Annotated in this window: 18 protein-coding genes; 10 read left to right on the forward strand and 8 right to left on the reverse strand. The window is 37.7% G+C overall.

Annotation, left to right across the window (positions count from 1 at the left end; genetic code table 11):
* Positions 1-49: 49 nt before the first annotated feature.
* The 6 genes from ACM40_RS10575 to lpxB form a co-directional block, all read right to left on the reverse strand.
* The gene (locus ACM40_RS10575; RefSeq protein ID WP_048502735.1) at positions 50-817 is read right to left on the reverse strand and encodes a succinate dehydrogenase/fumarate reductase iron-sulfur subunit; all 768 of its coding nucleotides are present in this window, start codon (positions 815-817) and stop codon (positions 50-52) included.
* A gap of 24 nt (positions 818-841) precedes the next feature.
* The gene (locus ACM40_RS10580; protein WP_048502736.1) at positions 842-2854 is read right to left on the reverse strand and encodes a fumarate reductase/succinate dehydrogenase flavoprotein subunit; all 2013 of its coding nucleotides are present in this window, start codon (positions 2852-2854) and stop codon (positions 842-844) included.
* A gap of 15 nt (positions 2855-2869) precedes the next feature.
* A complete protein-coding gene (locus ACM40_RS10585) occupies positions 2870-3535 on the reverse strand; it encodes a succinate dehydrogenase cytochrome b subunit (protein ID WP_040997499.1) in 666 nt (221 codons plus the stop codon).
* 143 nt (positions 3536-3678) lie between these two features.
* Complete coding sequence (locus ACM40_RS10590; protein WP_048502737.1) at positions 3679-5448, reverse strand: ComEC/Rec2 family competence protein; 1770 nt, start codon at positions 5446-5448, stop codon at positions 3679-3681.
* 183 nt (positions 5449-5631) lie between these two features.
* The gene (locus tag ACM40_RS10595; RefSeq protein WP_228376167.1) at positions 5632-6672 is read right to left on the reverse strand and encodes a glycoside hydrolase family 99 protein; all 1041 of its coding nucleotides are present in this window, start codon (positions 6670-6672) and stop codon (positions 5632-5634) included.
* A gap of 116 nt (positions 6673-6788) precedes the next feature.
* A complete protein-coding gene (lpxB, locus tag ACM40_RS10600) occupies positions 6789-7892 on the reverse strand; it encodes a lipid-A-disaccharide synthase (protein ID WP_048502739.1) in 1104 nt (367 codons plus the stop codon).
* Between the two features lie 78 nt (positions 7893-7970).
* On the opposite strand from lpxB, the gene ACM40_RS10605 reads away from it, so the two are divergent.
* From ACM40_RS10605 to ACM40_RS10615, 3 genes are all read left to right on the forward strand, one after another.
* The gene (locus ACM40_RS10605) at positions 7971-8480 is read left to right on the forward strand and encodes a DUF2480 family protein (protein ID WP_048502740.1); all 510 of its coding nucleotides are present in this window, start codon (positions 7971-7973) and stop codon (positions 8478-8480) included.
* A gap of 3 nt (positions 8481-8483) precedes the next feature.
* Positions 8484-9743, forward strand: coding sequence for a protein O-mannosyl-transferase family (locus ACM40_RS10610; RefSeq protein ID WP_048502741.1), 1260 nt, complete (start codon positions 8484-8486; stop codon positions 9741-9743).
* 81 nt (positions 9744-9824) lie between these two features.
* Positions 9825-10481, forward strand: coding sequence for a DUF937 domain-containing protein (locus ACM40_RS10615; protein WP_040997509.1), 657 nt, complete (start codon positions 9825-9827; stop codon positions 10479-10481).
* Between the two features lie 54 nt (positions 10482-10535).
* On the opposite strand, the gene ACM40_RS20265 is transcribed toward ACM40_RS10615, so the two are convergent.
* A complete protein-coding gene (locus ACM40_RS20265; protein ID WP_083996829.1) occupies positions 10536-10655 on the reverse strand; it encodes a 30S ribosomal protein THX in 120 nt (39 codons plus the stop codon).
* 207 nt (positions 10656-10862) lie between these two features.
* On the reverse strand, positions 10863-12257 hold the full coding sequence (locus ACM40_RS10620; protein WP_048502742.1) for an MATE family efflux transporter: 1395 nt from the start codon (positions 12255-12257) through the stop codon (positions 10863-10865).
* A gap of 112 nt (positions 12258-12369) precedes the next feature.
* On the opposite strand from ACM40_RS10620, the gene ACM40_RS10625 reads away from it, so the two are divergent.
* The 7 genes from ACM40_RS10625 to ligD all read left to right on the forward strand — a co-directional run bounded on the left by ACM40_RS10625 (position 12370) and on the right by ligD (position 19719).
* Entirely contained in the window at positions 12370-12735 is a 366-nt protein-coding gene (locus tag ACM40_RS10625) for an ankyrin repeat domain-containing protein (RefSeq protein WP_165579305.1), read from the forward strand.
* 162 nt (positions 12736-12897) lie between these two features.
* A complete protein-coding gene (gene aspS / locus ACM40_RS10630; protein ID WP_048502744.1) occupies positions 12898-14652 on the forward strand; it encodes an aspartate--tRNA ligase in 1755 nt (584 codons plus the stop codon).
* 46 nt (positions 14653-14698) lie between these two features.
* The gene (locus ACM40_RS10635; protein ID WP_048502745.1) at positions 14699-15403 is read left to right on the forward strand and encodes a glutamine amidotransferase-related protein; all 705 of its coding nucleotides are present in this window, start codon (positions 14699-14701) and stop codon (positions 15401-15403) included.
* 22 nt (positions 15404-15425) lie between these two features.
* Positions 15426-16157: a carbon-nitrogen hydrolase family protein gene (locus ACM40_RS10640; RefSeq protein ID WP_048502746.1), complete on the forward strand. Its 732-nt coding sequence runs from the start codon at positions 15426-15428 to the stop codon at positions 16155-16157.
* A 225-nt stretch (positions 16158-16382) separates the two neighbouring features.
* On the forward strand, positions 16383-17168 hold the full coding sequence (locus ACM40_RS10645) for a Ku protein (protein WP_048502747.1): 786 nt from the start codon (positions 16383-16385) through the stop codon (positions 17166-17168).
* Complete coding sequence (locus ACM40_RS10650) at positions 17168-17770, forward strand: DNA polymerase ligase N-terminal domain-containing protein (RefSeq protein WP_048502748.1); 603 nt, start codon at positions 17168-17170, stop codon at positions 17768-17770. The genes ACM40_RS10645 and ACM40_RS10650 overlap by 1 nt, the downstream gene beginning before the upstream one ends.
* 77 nt (positions 17771-17847) lie before the next feature.
* The gene (gene ligD, locus ACM40_RS10655; RefSeq protein WP_048502749.1) at positions 17848-19719 is read left to right on the forward strand and encodes a DNA ligase D; all 1872 of its coding nucleotides are present in this window, start codon (positions 17848-17850) and stop codon (positions 19717-19719) included.
* Positions 19720-19763: the final 44 nt, after the last annotated feature.

Here is a 19763-nt window from a genome sequence, read left to right on the forward strand (position 1 = left end):
AAAATCGTCTCCAAAATGAAGACGATTTTTAATGTATCTGAATAGGATTTTATCCCTGATCTACCATAGCAGCCATATATTCTCTGTTCATTCTGGCAATGTTTTCAAGAGAAATTCCTTTCGGACATTCCACTTCACATGCTCCTGTATTTGAACAGTTTCCGAATCCTTCTTCGTCCATAGCTTTCACCATGTTCAGAACTCTTCTCTTAGCTTCTACTCTACCTTGTGGAAGTAATGCATACTGAGAAACTTTTGCTCCCACGAACAGCATTGCCGAACCGTTTTTACATGTAGCTACACAAGCTCCACATCCGATACAAGCTGCAGCATCCATTGCTTTATCCGCATCTTCTTTAGGAACCGGAATTGCGTTAGCATCCAGTGTATTACCAGAAGTGTTTACAGAAATGAAACCTCCGGCAGCCATTACTCTGTCGAATGCGCTTCTGTCTACCATCAAATCTTTGATAACAGGGAAAGCAGCACTTCTCCAAGGTTCAATAACGATAGTCTCTCCATCTTTGAACATTCTCATGTGAAGCTGACAGGTAGTAATTCCTGTATCCGGCCCGTGAGCTCTACCATTGATGTAAAGAGAACACATCCCGCAGATTCCTTCACGACAGTCGTGATCGAAAGCGATAGGTTCTTTTCCTTCGTTAATTAAATTTTCATTCAGGATATCTAACATCTCTAAAAATGAAGAGTCTGTAGAAACATCCGATATTTTGTAGGTCTCAAACTGACCTTTAGTTTTGCTATTTTTCTGTCTCCAAATTTTCAGTGTAAGATGAAGGCCTTTTTTTGCACTCATAATGTTATATTTATAGGTTGGAGATTATTTATAACTTCTAGTTTTAACCTCGATGTTGTCATATATCAGGTCTTCTTTGTGCAGAATTTCATTGTTGATATCTGCTCCCTGATATTCCCAAGCTCCGACGTATTTGTAGTTTACGTCGTCTCTTTCCGCTTCTCCATCTGGAGTGGAATGGTCTTCACGGAAGTGCCCACCACAAGATTCGTTTCTATGCAGTGCATCGATAGCCATTAACTGTCCCAGTTCAAGGAAATCTGCCACTCTGAATGCTTTTTCAAGCTCAGTGTTCATTCCGTCCTTGTCACCAGGTACTTTTACATTTTTCCAGAAATCGTTTCTTACTTCCTCGATTTCTCTAATTGCTTCTCTTAATCCTTCAGGAGTTCTTCCCATTCCTACTTTATTCCACATAATGTGTCCTAATTTTTTGTGGAAATGGTCTACTGAATGTGTTCCCTTATTATTTAAGAAGAAATCTATTTTCTCTTTAATTCCTTTTTCAGCTTCATCAAATGCTGGAGACTCAGTAGGAATAGTTCCGGTTCTGATATCTGCAGAAAGGTAATCTGCAATTGTATAAGGAAGAACGAAATACCCGTCTGCCAAACCTTGCATCAATGCAGAAGCACCCAATCTGTTCGCTCCGTGATCTGAGAAGTTGGCTTCACCGATTACGAAACATCCAGGAATTGTAGACTGAAGGTTATAATCTACCCAAACACCGCCCATGGTGTAGTGAACGGCAGGATAAATCTTCATTGGAGTTTTGTAAGGATCATCAGCAGTAATTTTTTCGTACATTACGAATAGGTTACCGTATTTCTCCTCAACCCAGCTTTTTCCTAAATCATAGATCTGCTGATCTGTCGGGTTATGAATATGTTTTTCGATAGCGGCTTCTTTACCTTTTTTCATGATCTCTGTAGAGAAATCAAGGTAAACACCTTCCTTAGTATCATTATTTTCAATTCCGAAACCAGCATCACATCTTTCTTTAGCAGCTCTGGACGCAACGTCTCTAGGCACCAGGTTTCCGAATGCAGGATATCTTCTTTCCAGATAATAATCTCTGTCTTCTTCTTTAATATTTTCAGGTCTTAGTTTACCTTCTCTGATGGCTACTGAATCTTCAATTTTCTTAGGAACCCAGATTCTTCCGGAGTTTCTTAATGATTCAGACATCAGAGTCAGCTTAGACTGTTGAGTTCCGTGAACAGGAATACAAGTCGGGTGAATCTGTACATAGCAAGGGTTGGCGAAGTACGCTCCTTTTTTGTGGATCTTCCATGCTGCAGAAACGTTTGATCCCATAGCGTTGGTAGAAAGGAAATATACGTTTCCGTATCCTCCTGAAGCAATAACAACTGCGTGAGCAGAATGTCTTTCGATTTCACCTGTTACAAGGTTTCTTGCAATAATTCCTCTGGCTTTTCCGTCAACAATTACAAGATCAAGCATCTCATGACGGTTATACATCTTGATTCTACCTTTACCGATCTGACGGCTCATTGCAGAATAAGCACCTAATAATAATTGCTGTCCTGTCTGTCCTTTTGCATAGAAGGTTCTTTTTACCTGAACCCCACCAAATGAACGGTTATCTAACTGGCCGCCGTAATCTCTACCGAAAGGAACTCCCTGAGAAACACACTGGTCAATAATATTAGCAGAAACCTCAGCCAATCTATAAACGTTTGCCTCTCTCGCTCTATAGTCACCTCCTTTGATGGTATCATAGAACAATCTGTAAGTAGAGTCACCGTCACCCTGATAGTTTTTAGCAGCATTGATACCTCCCTGTGCAGCAATGGAGTGTGCTCTTCTTGGAGAATCCTGATAACAGAATGCCTTTACATTATATCCTTGCTCAGCCAGAGTAGCTGCCGCAGAACCTCCTGCCAAACCTGTACCTACAACAATAATATCAATCTTGTCTCTGTTGTTGGGTGCAACAAGGTTCATATGGTCTTTATGATGCTTCCATTTATCCTTTAACGGACCAGCCGGAATTTTTGAATCTAATTTACTCATATTGGTATATTGATATTATTGAGTTACAAAGTGAAAAATTGCGATAAAAATGAAACCTGCAGGAATAAGGATTGAATACCATTTTCCAAAAGCTTTAATTACCGGAGTATATTTCGGGTGTCTTGCCCCAATAGACTGGAACGAAGACTGGAAACCGTGAGCAAGGTGTAGTCCCAATAAAACGAAAGCGATTACATAGAGTACCACTCTCCAGATATCGGCAAACTTCTCGTGAAGCTCCGGCCAGAAACGTTCTGAATCAGGAGCAAGCCCTTCCACATACTTGTAATTGATTTCATGAAGCCAGAAATCATAAAAGTGAAGTACCAAGAAGGCTAAAACAACAGCTCCGGAAATAATCATATTTCTGGACATCCATGAAGAGTTCACAGAAGGGTTGTTGGAAGCATACTTTATCGGACGTGCTTTATTGTTCTTAATTTCCAGTACAAATCCCATGATAAAATGGAAAATAACTGCAAAACCAAGAATAGGCTGCATCAGGAACTGAACAAGCGGATTATAACCCATAAAATCGGAAGCCGTATTAAAGATGTTACGGTTCGGCAATACAGATAATAAGTTTGTCGTTAAATGCAGTATAAGAAAGATCAGCAAAAATAGAGCTGATAATGCCATCGCATATTTTCTACCTATCGTAGAACTCGTTAAACCTGCCATATAAGTTTAAATTTGAATTTCCCACAAAATTAAGAAAGTTTAACAATATCGGGAAGTGAGAAATCTCACAATTAGCCAGTTTGTAATCTTTCTAAATAAGAATCTAACACATTATTTAGAGGGAGAAATGAAATATCCGCTTACTATTTCAAGTTGTAAATTCTGCCATTATAAACTACTTTTTCTGCTGCCTGTGGAAAGGTAGTTATTTTCATATTTTTTATACGCCTGGAAGAGCAATAAGGAGCAGCTATAAATCTGGAAATTTTATTTTTATCTGAATTTTCCGGCACCCAAAAACAAGCTCTGTTCCCGTCCTTTACAGATAATACTTTAGTTTTATTAAAATCGTGAAGCACTATTTCTTCTTTCTGATTTTCAAGGATATTACATCCGGTTCTGAGCACAAAAAAGACAAGAATAGCAGCAACCACCCTAACTAAGTTTTTGAAATTGATATTTAAAAATAAAGGTTTCAGCATATAAACGATCACAGATAATGATACAACTTCAATAATATTCATTGCTATGTTTGAAAAAAACAATACATCTCTTTCTGCAAACCAATGAATCAGGTTTAATAAAATCCGGATTGAAATGTCATATATGGAATCAATCCATGTAAAATCTATCTGTAATCCTATGAGAACCGTCATCAGGAAGGAAAATACAATCAGAATTTCTGAAAACGGGACAATCAGAATATTGGCAGGAACAGAAACCAGTGAGAACTGGTGAAAATAATACAACATCAGCGGCAGTGTGGCCAGCTGTGCAGAAATTGAAATGGTAATAGTATTGAAGATCAGCTTTTTAAAGTAGCCGTCCTGCCGCGGGAAATATCTCAAAAGTGGCTGGTTCAGCCAAAAGATCCCCAGCACCGCAAGAAAGCTAAGCTGAAAACCTACATCGAAAAGCTGTTGGGTGTCGCCAACCAAAATAATCATTGCAGACAGGGAGAGAGAATGAAGCAGATCCGGCTTTCTCTGAATCAGCACATAGATAAAATACACAGAAAGCATGATACAGGAACGCAGCACGGAACTCCCAAAACCTATAAATGCAGCAAAACCCCAAATAAAAACAATACTGGTGATAATCGCATATTTCCTGAACCTTAAAGGGCTGAACCTTGTCAGTAAAAAGTAGAACATCCCGAAAATCACTACAATATGTGTCCCGGAAATAGCCAGCAGATGAACCATCCCGGACTTGTTAAAATCCTGCACAGTACCTGCATCCATTTCCGTTCTGTCTGCCAGGATAATTCCTTTCAGAAATTCCGGGGTTTTGTATGACATTTCAGCTTTGTCAATTTTTTGTAACAGGTTCAATCGATGCTGCTGAATCTGTTCATTGATAGTTAAATCTGCTCTTACTGCTGAAACAATTTCTCCAGATATATAACACTGATATTCGATACCCTTTCTTTTCAGATAAGTGGCGTAATCAAACTGAAAATCATACTGGGAAGGCTTTGGTTTCGATATATAAGTATCCGTCTTGTAATAATGTTTGAAATCCAGCTCTTTCGCTGTTTTTGGGATGTAAATTACAGCTTTAAAATTTTCTTTTTCCAATTGAACGGATCCCTCATATTTTTTATTTTTCTCCGTAGAATTCAGTTTTTTTGAAACCTTAAAAAATACAGGGCTATTTTGGGGCAAAGATAATGGAGCAGATGAAAAAGTATTAAAAAAATGAAGAATTATTCCAGCTCCGAAAAACATAAGCCCCAGTAATACCGCTTTGATTTTGTGAAGAATATACGAAGTCACAAAATACAAGAGGAAGATCAATAAGCAGAGCCCAGCAACTGCATAGATTATAGTGCTACCTATCGGAAAATTATCCTGAAAAAGAATTCCTAAAATAAAACAAACGGAAAGAATAAGAAGAGGCTGCTTGTTCATCGGTGTAATTTTGCTATCAAAAAAGTAATTAATTTACTTATAATACAATAACACTGATTTTGCAGAATTCAGGTATTATATCCCATTACAATGAATAACGTACGGCTTGATTATTTACTATGAAATAAGGTTTTAACAAAAAAATAAAAGCTGCCTTTGAAGACAGCTTTATATATTTTTCGATTATTTATCGCCGGAAAACTGATGGATCAAACGTTTGGTTTCCTTTATATAGAACCAGGAATCTTTTCCGTAATCTTCATATTTGAAATCTCCTGACTTTTTAGGGATTGCAGGTTCTATTTGCGTCCCTTCGTGCCATTCATTAAAAGACGTAATGCCGATGAAGTCCGGATTTACTTTTACAGCTGCATGAAACATCTTTTCATAATACTTACCGTTTTCTCGGCTTTTGAAATTGGCCTCATTCCAGGGTCTTATTCTGGTATCGGAGTATCCCGGGCCTACACAAGGTATGAAGATCAGATGATGGTCTTTTGCAAATTGGGAAAGATAGCTCCAGTTTGAAGTTGTACTCCCAAAAACAAAGCCTTCGCTGGCAAAATAGGTGTAGAAACCGTCAAAACCTGCTGTTTCAAAAAAAGCTGAGTCTTTTTCTTCTACCCATAATCCTATATAAAGTCCGTCCAGATCTGTATTTCTTACCGTATTTTCTCCGTTTCTGGAAAGCAGCTTTGACCATTCTGAAGAAGGGATCTTGTAACTGTCGTACACATAATACAATGGTTTGCCATCTTTTTTGTAAAAAGCATGATGATGGGAGTAAGTTTTGACCAGATAGGAAAGCTGCTCCCTAAGCTCAGTAATATTTTTGTAGAATGGTTCTATATGAAAAGCTACTTTTAAGCCAAACTGATCGGCAATATCCAGGTATTTTGTGATGCTTTTATCAACAAATGAATCTTTTCCCAACCAACTTAAAACCACTACCCCAACTCCGGATTCTTTGATCATCTTCATATGTTTTTTAATGATCTCCGGATCGTTGGAACTGTAATTTCCCAAAGCAGGATAAAAATTAGCACCAATATCATCTCCTCCTTTGTGATTTCCCATGTTATTCCATTTGGGATTGTTCCAGTGAGGCAAAATATCATGATTCCAATGCTCATATTTTCCATCTATCGCCGGATTTGCATACCAGCCATAATAGAAAATCTGAAATTTTTCATTTGGTTTATTATTTTGAGCTGAAATTTTCATTGAAGTGCTTATCAACAAAATGCATATCAGTAAGCTTCTAAAGTTCATTATAATTAAAATTTAAATCAGAAAATCATTTGACATAAGTGGATTTCAGGACAATTAACCGAAAGCATTTAAACACTCAAAATTACTTCGGCAGCTTTTTCACTGGCACCTTTCCCACCCAGTTTTTCTCTTAAAAGACTGTAATCTGCCAAAACCTGATTTCTTTTTTCACCTGCTATCATTTTATTTAGCTCTTCAACAAGGTTTTTGGTATTCAGATCAGCCTGGATAAGCTCCTTCACTACTTCCCTGTCCATAATCAGGTTCACAAGAGAAATATATTTGATGTTTTTGACTAGTCTTTTTGCAATGGCATAAGAAATTTTACTTCCACGATAGCATACGACTTCCGGAACATTAAGCAAAGCAGTTTCCAGGGTTGCTGTTCCTGAAGTTACCAATGCTGCTTTGGAACATCTCAAAAGATCGTAGGTCCTGTTGGAAACAAAGTGAACATTATTATCCACATATTTCTGATAGAATTCTTTCGGAAGGCTTGGAGCACCGGCAATCACAAACTGGTAATTTTTGAAATGGGATCTCACAGAAAGCATGATTTCAAGCATTTTCTCCACTTCCTGTTTACGGGAACCGGGAAGAAGTGCGATAATCTCTTTTTCATTAAGATTGTTTTCCTTTTTAAATTCTTCAATGCTGATATCGTTCAGACTACTTATGGCATCAAGAAGCGGATGGCCTACAAAATGGGAATGTACCCCGTGTTTTTTATAAAAATCTTCTTCAAAAGGAAGAATAACCATCATTTCATCCACATATTTTTTGATAATCTCTACCCTTCCTTCTTTCCATGCCCACAGCTGTGGAGAAATATAATAAACCACCTTGATTCCGAGTTCTTTGGCAAATCTTGCAATTCTCAGGTTAAATCCAGGATAATCGATCAGAATGAGGATATCAGGTTTATGTTTTCTGATGTCTTCTTTGCAGAATGTAATATTGTTGAGAATGGTTCTTAAATTCATAGCCACTTCCAGAAACCCCATGAAAGCAAGATCACGGTAATGCTTTACCAGCGTTCCCCCCTGTGCTTTCATAAGATCGCCGCCCCAGAATCTTATTTCTGCCTGTGGATCTTTATTCTTAAGGGCTTTCATTAAATTACTCCCATGCAGATCGCCGGAAGCTTCTCCTGCAATAATATAATACTTCATTTCTATAGTAAGGATAGAGAACAAATTAAGATCAAGTAAATCTTAATTTGTAAATTTGTCCAAAGATAATGATAAAAAATGTCAGAAGAATTTGAAATCCGAAATAAAGTTGCCGAAAGCGGCCTTGTGAATTTCGATCTGTCCACTCTGGTTCCCAAGGGAGTAAGAAAGGGAATTGACCTTAAAGATTTTCTGTTTCAGGAAATGATCCTGAAGGAGAAAGATTTCAGGGAAAAGGTAGAGGCAATAGATACGGAAGAGTACAAAGATACATACCTATATATTTATAATTCGGTGGATACTATCGTTCCACTGTGGGCTTATTTTGTATTGACTGCAAAGCTTACAGATGTAGCCAAAAAGATTGTTTTTGGGAATCGTGAAGATCTGGAAGTGATTCTCATGCACAATGCCATCCAAACTTACGATTTTGAAGATATGAGAGGCAAAAGAGTCCTTGTAAAAGGATGTTCGGACAAAGAAATCCCTGAAAATGCATATATAGAACTTGTTGAACAACTGAAGCCAATGGTAAAATCATTGATGTTCGGAGAAGCCTGCTCTAATGTTCCTATTGTTAAGAATTAAGGTATGTTTAAAAATTTATACGCAGTCTTCATCTTTTTTATTTTTTTAGCGATTTATTATGCCGGAAGTTTTACAAGGATCCCGTTTGCAGACTGTGTAGGCTTTGTACATACAGTTGAATTGGGCAAGTATGCAACAGTCGCTACGGCCATTACTCACTTTTTGTATGTAAATACAGGCATTTTCATTAAAGATATTACAGGACTTGATGCTATTGCTGCAAGCAGGCTTTTAATTGTAGGTTCTGCTGCCGCTACGGTATCAGTAATCTATCTTACGGTAAAAAGCATTACGAAAAAGGAATGGGTATCCATCACAACAGCCTTTGTTTTCGGCTTTAGTTTTTCTTTTTGGAGAAATGCTGAAATTGTTGAAGTATATACGTACAATGCTTTATGGATAAGCTTATTCTTTTATTCAATGGTAAAGAGCTTTACGGGGAATAAGAAAGTTTACATTATACTAAGCGGATTATTTTTAGGAGTAAGCCTGTGGCTGCATATACAGAATGTGTTAATGATTCCGGCTCTGTTTGTTTTTTTATATTATTTTAAAGAGGAGAAAAAATATGTTTACCCTTCACTTTTTATATTCCTGTTTCTTTTCGTGGCTATCAATATTTTAAATCTTTCTCAGGGATTACCGTTAAATTCTCCCTATACTGCACAAGGTGGACACTGGATACAGGATACATTCAAGAAAACACCGAAACAGTACCTTATAGATTTTGTTCAGTCTATCGCCTATTTGGTCTACAACTTCAATATTTTTATCGTTTTCGGAATCATCGGAATGATACAATTATACAGGTCGGATAAAAAAATGTTTTTTGTATTCTTTACAGCTGCCGCATGTGTTTATGGATTCTCTACGTTCTACGCAGTGTCAGATAATTATGTATTTTTTATTCCCTTCAACATGATCTTTGCTCTTTCAATTGGGTATGGCCTTGCATTACCGAAATATGCTCCATTGAAAAAATTCTCATGGTTGTGCCTTCTTATTCCTCTAGGTTATTTTGCTGCTTACAAGGCAGCATTTTTAACGGAACCGGGAAGAAAATTTCATGAAGCTAAAGAGTATAAAGGTGGGCTTGATTATTATATGCTTCCATGGATGAATAATAATGTCGGTATTTTGAAATTCATTATTGAAAAGAAGAAATCCCCTGACCCAATGCACTGGATGATCAATGGGGCCAAAGATTATATAGAGCTTCTGAAAAACAAAGGATATACAGAGGAGGAGATCAAAAAACTTTAACAATAATTGTGAATACAAAAATTCTGTGAATCATATTTTTTGATAACTTTGATTTACTTAATATTTAAAATAAACACAAACATGAGTTTAATCGACCTACTTACAGGTAACACCAGCAACCAGGTTGCTGAACAGGCAGAAAACAAATTCGGGATTAGCAAAAACCAGATAATCGCTCTATTGGCAGTTGCTGCTCCTTTGGTTATTTCTTACCTTAGAAACAAATCTCAGGATGCTAAAGAGGCAGAAGCTTTAAATAACGCATTAGATAAAGACCACGACGGAAGTATTCTTGATGATGCTTCACAGGCTGAAGCCAGACAGGCAGAAGGCGGATCTATCCTTGACCATGTCTTTGGAAGCCAGAAAAGCACTGTTGAAAATCAGCTTTCTCAGAATACAGGAATCTCTATTGATAAAATTGGGCCCGTGCTTGCTATGCTTGCTCCGGTAATCATGGGATATATCGGTAAAGAGAAACAGCAGAATAATGTAGGAGCCGGAGGTTTAGGAGATCTTTTAGGAGGAATCCTTGGAAATGCATCTAATCAGGCTCAGGCACAACAATCCAACCCTTTGAACGACATTTTAGGAAGTGTTTTAGGAGGAGGACAGTCTCAATCCGGAGGAAACCCACTTAACGACATCCTGGGAAGCGTACTTGGAGGCGGCGGTGGCCAACAGCAGCAAGGAGGTGGATTAGGAAGTATCCTTGGTAATATTTTAGGAGGAAAATAATTTAATTTTGCATATTGAAAAAGGCTGAAGATTCATCTTCAGCCTTTTTATTTTTTAGCTTTTTGCTTTAGTTTCAGAAGAACCAACCGTTTTGGAAGCTTTTCTAGGTCTTCTTTTACCATAGCTTCCTGAATTGATCTTTCCTCTTCTTGATTTTTTGTCTCCTTTTCCCATAGTGATAAATATTTATTGGTTAAATACTAAATTATAAAATATGGAATACAGCAAAAAATTAAGGCTGTTAAAATTTTTATAAAACTGATTCATGCAGAGCCGGAAGAAAGAGCTTATCCAAGCCACATAAAATCAAATTGTAACCAACTACCGGTAATCATAAGCTCTTCCAGCAACTGCAAACCTCCTTCACCCGGCTCCCATCCTTTACACTTTCACCGTCTTCCATTTTCCTTTTTTAAACAAAATAAAGGCAACGATGGTAATTAAAGTTTCTGCGGCAGGAATAGAGATGAATACCCCTTTCGGCCCCATTCCAAAATGTTTGGAAAGAAAATAGGCCAATGGAATCTGAAAAAGCCAGAACCCAAAGAAATTCACCCACGTTGGTGTCCAGGTATCGCCTGCTCCGTTAAATGCATTGATTAATACCATTCCAATTCCATAGAAAATAAATCCCACACTCATAATATGTAATGCATTCTTGGCAAAATCTTTAATTTCCGCTTCCTGTGTAAAAAATCCGACAAGGAAATCTCCGAGTAAGAAAAATATTAAACTCACAGCCAGCATGAAGATCACATTATATTTTACGGTTTTCATGACAGACTGTTCCGCTCTCAACATTTCATTAGCTCCCATATTCTGCCCTACCAATGTAGAAGCTGCGTTACTCAGTCCCCATGCAGGAAGCACAAAGAACATCATCAGCCTTAAAGCCGTCTGGTATCCGGCAGAAGCATTTTCCCCTCCGGTCGTTGCCACCAGCTGGGCAAGAAAGATCCAGCTGCAAGAGGCGATTACAAACTGGAAAATTCCGGGAGTTGCAATTTTTACAATAGATTTGATCTGTTTAAAATCCGGGCTGAAGTAAGAAAGTGAAATACGGATCTGGGTATCAGCAACCAAAAGATGATACAGTTGATAAATTACCCCTATACTCCTCCCTACTGTAGTCGCTAAAGCCGCTCCTGTAAGTCCCATCGCAGGAACAGGACCGAAGCCTTTGATAAGTACCGGACACATTATAATATTGACAATGTTGGCGATCCAAAGCGATTTCATAGCAATAGCTGCATTTCCGGCTCCCCTGAAAATCCCGTTGATTAAAAATAAAAGCATAATGATCACACTGCTGCCCATCATTATTCTTGTGAAATCTTTTCCATAAGCCGCTGCCTCAGGCTTAGAACCCATCAGAATCAGAATTTCCTCAGCATAAATAACCCCGAACAAACTGAGAATAAAAGTTACAACAAATGAAACCAATAAAACCTGTGCCGCACTTCTGGAAGCTTTTTCCGGATTCTTTTCCCCGATTCTCCTTGCCACCAAAGCCGTGGCAGCCATACTCATTCCTATGGCAATAGAATACATTACCGAAAGCACAGATTCCGTTAAACCAACACTCTGGATGGCATATCCACTTTCCTTCAGATGCCCTACAAAATACAGGTCAACTAAAGCAAATACTGATTCCATAGCCATTTCCAGCATCATAGGAACAGCCAGCAAAAGAACAGCACTTCTTATCGTTATTTTTGTATAGTCTACTTCCTCACCGCTAAAGGCCCTTTTCAAAAACTCTATATATTTTGTCATTTTCTAATCAATAATTATCTGATTTCCAAAAATACAAATTCAATTCTTATAAAAAATTAGTTACTCATATCAAAAAAATAATTTAGATTTGTATATTCTTAAAATGAATCTTATGAAAAAAATAATCTCTACTGCTTTTCTACTTGTCATCTCGGCATCTGCCAATATGCTTTCTGCTCAGACTCAGCCTCTAAGCAAAGCTCAGATGCAAGCTATTCAATCTGATAATGTTGCTTCATTTAAAAAGAATTTTTCAAAAGCAGATTACAACAAATGCTTTCCACTTAAGGATGAGACTTTCAGTGCATTAGGTTTCAGCTCACTTTACGGCAGAAATAATATTGTTAAATTTCTTTTGGACAACCAGGCAGACGTGAACAAGGAATGTAACGGCAAAACTCCTCTTGCATTAGCTAAATTGGGGAAAAAAGAGCAAACCGTACAATTGCTGATACAACAAGGAGCTGCTAATAATTAATTAAAAAGCCCTCAAATAATATACAAGACTTCCGAAAGGAAGTTTTTTTTGTTTCTAAAACCTTCAAAAATCCTATCTTTGCATCCTGAATTTATGGCTGGAAATTTCATGATCAAAAAGTTCAGCCCTATATCTTAAACATTGAACCTTAAACAAATAATTATGTTTCGATCACACACGAACGGAGAATTATCTCTGAAAAATCTTAATGAAGAAGTTACACTTTCCGGATGGGTACAGACTATCCGTGATAAAGGATTTATGATTTGGATAGATCTTCGGGATCGTTACGGAATTACACAACTTGTTTTTGATCAGGACCGTTCTTCTGCCCAGCTGATGGAAGAAGCCAAAAAACTGGGCCGCGAATTTGTGATCCAGGTTACCGGAAAAGTAATTGAAAGAGTAAGCAAAAACCCCAATATTCCGACAGGAGAAATTGAAATTTTGGTTGAAAATTTAACGGTTCTTAATGAATCCCTGCTCCCTCCTTTCACTATTGAAGATGAAACAGACGGTGGCGAGGAATTAAGAATGAAATACCGTTATCTGGATATCAGAAGAAACCCGGTAAAAGAAAAGCTGATTTTCCGTCACAAAATGGCTCAGAAGGTGAGAAACTATCTTTCGGACGAAGGATTTATTGAAGTGGAAACTCCGGTTTTAATTAAATCTACTCCGGAAGGGGCAAGAGACTTCGTGGTTCCAAGCAGAATGAATCCGGGACAGTTTTATGCCCTTCCACAATCGCCACAGACATTCAAACAGCTTCTGATGGTAGGTGGAATGGATAAATACTTCCAGATCGTAAAATGTTTCCGCGATGAAGATTTAAGAGCGGACAGACAGCCGGAATTTACCCAAATCGACTGTGAAATGGCTTTTGTAGAGCAGGAAGATATCATGAATGTCTTTGAAGGAATGACAAAAACGCTGATCAAAGACGTTACAGGACAGGAATTCGGAGATTTCCCTAGAATGACCTTCGCAAATGCCATGAGAAAATACGGAAACGACAAACCGGACATCCGTTTCGGAATGGAATTCGTAGAACTTAATGAACTGGTAAAAGGAAAAGATTTCAAAATATTTGATGACGCTGAATTGGTAGTCGGAATTAACGTAGAAGGTTGTGCAGATTATACAAGAAAGCAGATCGATGAACTTGTAGACTGGGTAAAACGTCCACAGATCGGAGCTTCGGGAATGGTATGGGTTAAATTCCAGAATGATGGTGTGAAAACATCTTCTGTCAATAAATTCTACAATGAAGAAGATCTTTCCAGAATCATCGAAAAATTCGGAGCTAAAGAAGGTGACTTAGTGCTGATCCTATCCGGAAACGAAAATAAAGTAAGAGCACAGCTTTCTGCCCTGAGAATGGAACTTGGAAACCGTTTGGGGTTAAGAAAAGGAAATGTATTTGCGCCGCTTTGGGTAATTGACTTCCCATTACTGGAGTTCGATGAAGAGAGTGGACGTTATCATGCCATGCACCACCCTTTCACCTCTCCGAAACCGGAAGATATCCATTTACTGGAAACAGATCCGGGCAAAGCAAGAGCCAATGCCTATGATATGGTTCTTAACGGAAACGAGATCGGAGGCGGTTCGATCAGAATTTTTGACAAAGATCTTCAATCTAAAATGTTTGACCTTTTAGGATTTACCAAAGAAGAAGCAGAAGCCCAGTTTGGATTCCTGATGAACGCGTTCAAATACGGAGCACCTCCACATGGCGGTCTTGCTTTCGGGTTTGACCGTTTGGTGGCTATTCTTGACGGAAATGAAGTTATCAGAGATTACATTGCGTTTCCTAAGAATAATTCAGGACGCGACGTGATGATCGATGCACCGGCATCCATCGCTGAAGCCCAACTGGATGAACTGGAAATACAATTGAATTTAAAAGCATAACGTAAAGCGGAGATTTTTGTCTCCGCTTTTTTATTAATATACACTTATGATACCAAAAATTGCTATTCTGGGAGACTTCAACCCTAATCATTTCACACTTCATGCACTTAATGACACTACAAGAAATGTTCAAAAAAAACTAAATCAAGAAATTCAGTTTGATTGGATCCCTACTGATATTTTCGATGCTAAAACTGTTTTTGAAAAACATAAGTATTTAGGATTGTGGATTGCTCCGGGAAGTCCATACCGCGATATGGAAAATGTACTGAATGCCATACAGTTTACCCGGGAAAATAATATTCCTACTTTTGGTAATTGTGGAGGATTCCAACATATGATTATTGAGTTTGCCAGAAATGTCTGTGATATTAAAAATGCAGATCATGAAGAAACAAATCCGGATGCAAAAGACTCATTGATTAAAAAACTTTCATGTTCGTTAAGAGGTGAACAGGAGAATCTGAAAATTATTGATACAAATAGTTTTCTTTATAGAACAATTGACCAAGATACTATTATTGGCAAGTATAACTGTAGTTATGGTATCAATGAGAAATACATTACTATATTAAAAGACAAAGGATTGTCTTTAACTTCAATTTCTGAAGATGGGAATTACCGTTCATTTGAAATACAGTCCCATCCTTTTTTTGTAGGAACATTATTTCAACCGGCACTTACCTCTACAGAAAATGAGCCCAATCCCATGATCGTAGAATTTGTAAAAAAATGCCTGGTTCGGATTTAAATAGGTAAAAATCATCTTTAAAATGAAAATCGCAGCTGCCCAAATCAAACCAATCAAAGGAGATATTAATGCTAATATCGAAAATCATAAAACACTAATTAACCTTGCTATTAATAATAATGTTGATCTGATCATCTTCCCGGAGCTATCAATCACAGGCTACGAGCCTGAACTGGCAGAACAGCTTTCAGTTCATTATGAAGATCCTGTCTTAGACATTTTTCAGAAAATGGCAGAGGAAAATAACATCACCATCATTGTCGGCATGCCTACAAAAGCAGATGACAAATTATTGATTAGTTCTATCATATTCCAGCCAGAGAAAAAAAGGGATATTTATTCAAAACGTCATCTTTTCCCAACGGAGACTGGTGTTTTTTCACGACGTGAAAGCTTCTGTCAGCTGAACGTATTACAGAACAAGATTTCGTTAGCAATATGCTATGATTTATCTGATCCAAATCATTCCCAGCAAGCTTATCAGGCCGGATCAAATGTATATGCTGCCAGTGTCCTTAATTCTGTAAACGGCATCGACAATGATCTTATTAAACTTTCCGATATTGCAAAAAAATATCATATGCATGTTTTGATGGCAAATTTCACAGGAGAATCAGGTGGCTATGAATGTGCCGGAAAATCTTCTGCATGGAATAATAACGGAAGTTTACTCGGAGAGCTCAATCGTGAAAATGAAGGACTTCTTATTTTAAATACGGAGAATAATCAGATAGAGAAAATTTACATCCCTTAACACTGAAGAGGTGGAGTAAATTTCTCCACCTTTTTATTTCACAAACTCCAATTCTTTTACTTCAATTCTGGTAAGCAAACAATAAAGTTGATGAAATCTATAAATTTCAACCAATTATAACCGATACCTTTTAATAAGGTTTATAAATTCAAAACAAATACCACATTTGGTAAATATTTTTCACTCGGCACAATCATTGTACTTTCTTACACAAAACGTAAGACAATGAAAGCAATTTGGAACGGCGCCATTGGATTCGGTTTAGTCAATATTCCTGTTAAGATCTACTCCGCCACAGAAACTACAAAACTTGATCTCGACATGCTCGATAAATCTGATTATTCCAACATTAAATTTAAAAGAGTAAACGAGAGCACAGGGAAAGAAGTGAAATGGGAAAACATTGTAAAAGGTTATCTCATGGATGATAAATACATTGTTCTCGATGAAGAGGATTATGAGGCTGCGAGCCCTGAGAAAACAAAAATACTTTCCATTGACCAATTTGTACAGGAGTCTGAAGTAGACAGTGTGTACTTTGAAAATCCTTACTTCCTGGAACCCCAGAAAAATGGTGAAAATGCCTACAGGCTTTTATTAAATGCATTACAGGAAACCGAAATGGCCGGAATCGGCACCTTTGTCCTTCGTGACAGTGAAGCTATTGGAATGATCAGGCCTTATAATGAAGAGATACTTGTCCTTAACAGGCTTCGTTTTGATCAGGAAATCAGGGATTACAAAGATCTTAAAATCCCGGCCAAGAAAGCCCCAAAACCCGCGGAACTTAAAATGGCTGTAAGTCTTATCAAACAGCTTTCCCAGGACTTTGATCCCGTTATGTATAAAGATACTTATTCTGATGAACTGATGAAGATCATTAAGCAGAAAGCAAAAGGTAAAAATATAAAAGCTAAAAAGGCCGAGCCAGCCAAAGAAGGTAAAGTAATCGACCTTATGGCCCAGCTGAAAGCCAGCTTACAAAATTCCAAATCTAAATCTGCATCATAATGGCTCTAAAAGATTATAACGAAAAACGGAAGTTTAACGAAACTACAGAACCGGAAGGCAAAACGAAAAAAAGTAAGGATAAGCTTATTTTCGTCATCCAACGACATGCAGCATCCCGTCTTCACTATGATTTCCGTCTTGAAATGGATGGTGTTCTGAAAAGCTGGGCGGTACCGAAAGGCCCTTCACTGGACCCAAAAGACAAGCGTCTCGCTATGATGGTAGAAGACCATCCTTACGATTATAAGGATTTTGAGGGAAATATTCCGGAAGGAAATTATGGCGCCGGACAGGTGGAAGTTTGGGACAGCGGCACTTATGAGCCGTTGGATGACACAAGCAAACTTTCTGACGAAAAAGAATTATTAAAAGAGTTAAAAGCCGGCTCAATAAAATTTATTTTGCACGGAGAAAAACTAAAAGGCGAATTTGCCTTGGTTAAAATGAAAAATGCTGAAAATAACGCATGGCTTTTAATTAAACATAAAGATGAATTTGCAGAAGAAGATTACAATGCAGAAGAAAACACCTCTAAAAACTCTGCGGTAACAAAATTTTTAGAGGAAAAAAAAAGCCTAAAAAACGACAAAAGGAAGTCATAACTTCTGAAAGTAAACCAAGATTTCAAAGATTTAATTCTTTAGTTGACGAAAAAAAATTAGAGAACTTCATTAGGCCTATGCTGGCAAAATCTTTTGAAAACGCCTTTGATGATGAAGGTTGGATTTTTGAAATAAAATGGGATGGCTACAGGGCTATTGCCGATCTCAGCCATAAAAATCCCCTGTTCTATTCCCGGAATGGAATTTCATTCTTATCCAAATTTGAAAGGGTCACAGAAGATTTTGAGCAGCAGAAACATAAAATGATCCTTGACGGGGAAATTGTTGCCTATGATGAGCATGGAAAGCCCAATTTCCAGCTATTGCAGCAGATCGGTGACAATCCCAATCTTGCGTTAACCTACCAGGTTTTTGATCTTCTCTGGCTGAACGGCCATTCTACGGAAGACCTTCCTCTTCTGCAGCGGAAAGAGCTTTTAAAAGAAGCTTTAACAGAAACAGATATTATCAAGTACTGCGACCATATTCCTGAAAAAGGAATCGATTTTTTCAACCAGATGAAAAGCATGAAACTGGAAGGAATGATCGCTAAAAAAGCAGACAGTTTATATGTTGAAAATCACAGGACGACCGACTGGCTTAAAATAAAATTTACAGTGACAGATGAGGCAATTATTTGTGGATTTACAGAACCAAGAGGTTCCCGCAAAAGTTTTGGCGCATTGATCCTCGGGAAATATATTGATGATGAGCTGATCTATTGCGGCCATACAGGAACGGGTTTTAATAATGAATCTTTGCAACAGCTGTATGGAAGGCTTGAAGAATTGATCATTAAAACCTCGCCTTTCAAAACCATCCCTAAAACCAATATGCCGGTAACCTGGACAAAACCTGAACTGGTATGCGAAATTAAATATTCCGAAATTACCAAGGACGGCATCTACCGGCATCCTGTATTTGTTGCCATCCGGGAAGATAAGGAACCGGAAGAAATCACGATCAGCCCAATTAAACCAAAAATTAAGGAAATGAAAGCTAGAACTTCAACAAAAAAAGCAGAAAATACTGAAAAAGAGAAAGAAGTGACCCTGGATAAACATACAGTGAAGCTTACCAATCAAAATAAAATTTATTTTCCTAAAGACGGAATTACAAAGGGTGAGGTCATTGAATATTACCAGTCTGTTGCCTCTTATATTTTACCTTATCTCAAAAACCGTCCGCTGTCTCTGAACCGTTTTCCCAATGGAATTGAAGAACAGGGTTTTTATCAGAAAGATGCTGGGGACAATATGCCGGACTGGATCAAAACAACCAAAATATATTCTGAATCCAATGATAAATATATTGATTATGTTTACTGTAATGATAAGGCTACATTAGCCTATCTGAATAATTTAGGCTGCATTGATATGAATCCGTGGAACAGCGCGCTTCCGGACCTTGAGCATCCTGATTATCTCGTACTGGATCTCGATCCGTCGAAAAAAAATACGTTTGATCATGTGATTGAAACTGCACTTCAGGTAAATGAAGTGTTACAGTCTGTTAAAATTAAAGGGTATTGTAAAACTTCGGGTAGTACAGGAATTCATGTTTACATTCCAATGGGTGGAAAGTATGATTTTGACCAGGTGAAAGGTTTTGCCCATATCCTGATGAAACAGGTCAACGAAAAACTTCCAAAGCTCACTACTCTGGAAAGAAGCCTGCAGAAAAGGGATGACAAGAAAATATACCTGGATTATCTGCAAAACAGGACCGGACAAACCTTGGCCAGTGCATACAGTTTAAGACCGAAAGAAGGTGCTTCCGTTTCAATGCCACTGGAATGGGAGGAGCTAAAACCTGGCCTGAAGCCTACTGAGTTTACAATTGATAATGCTTTGGAAAGGATTAAGGAAAAAGGAGACTTGTTTAAACCTGTTTTAGGGAAAGGAATTGATATGATGAAGGTGTTGGAATTGTTGCAGAGTACTGAATAATATTCTACTTTTGGACAATAAATCTATTACATCATTATAATAAC

Origin of the sequence: Chryseobacterium sp. BLS98 (assembly GCF_001045445.1) — a bacterium.
Lineage (GTDB): Bacteria > Bacteroidota > Bacteroidia > Flavobacteriales > Weeksellaceae > Chryseobacterium.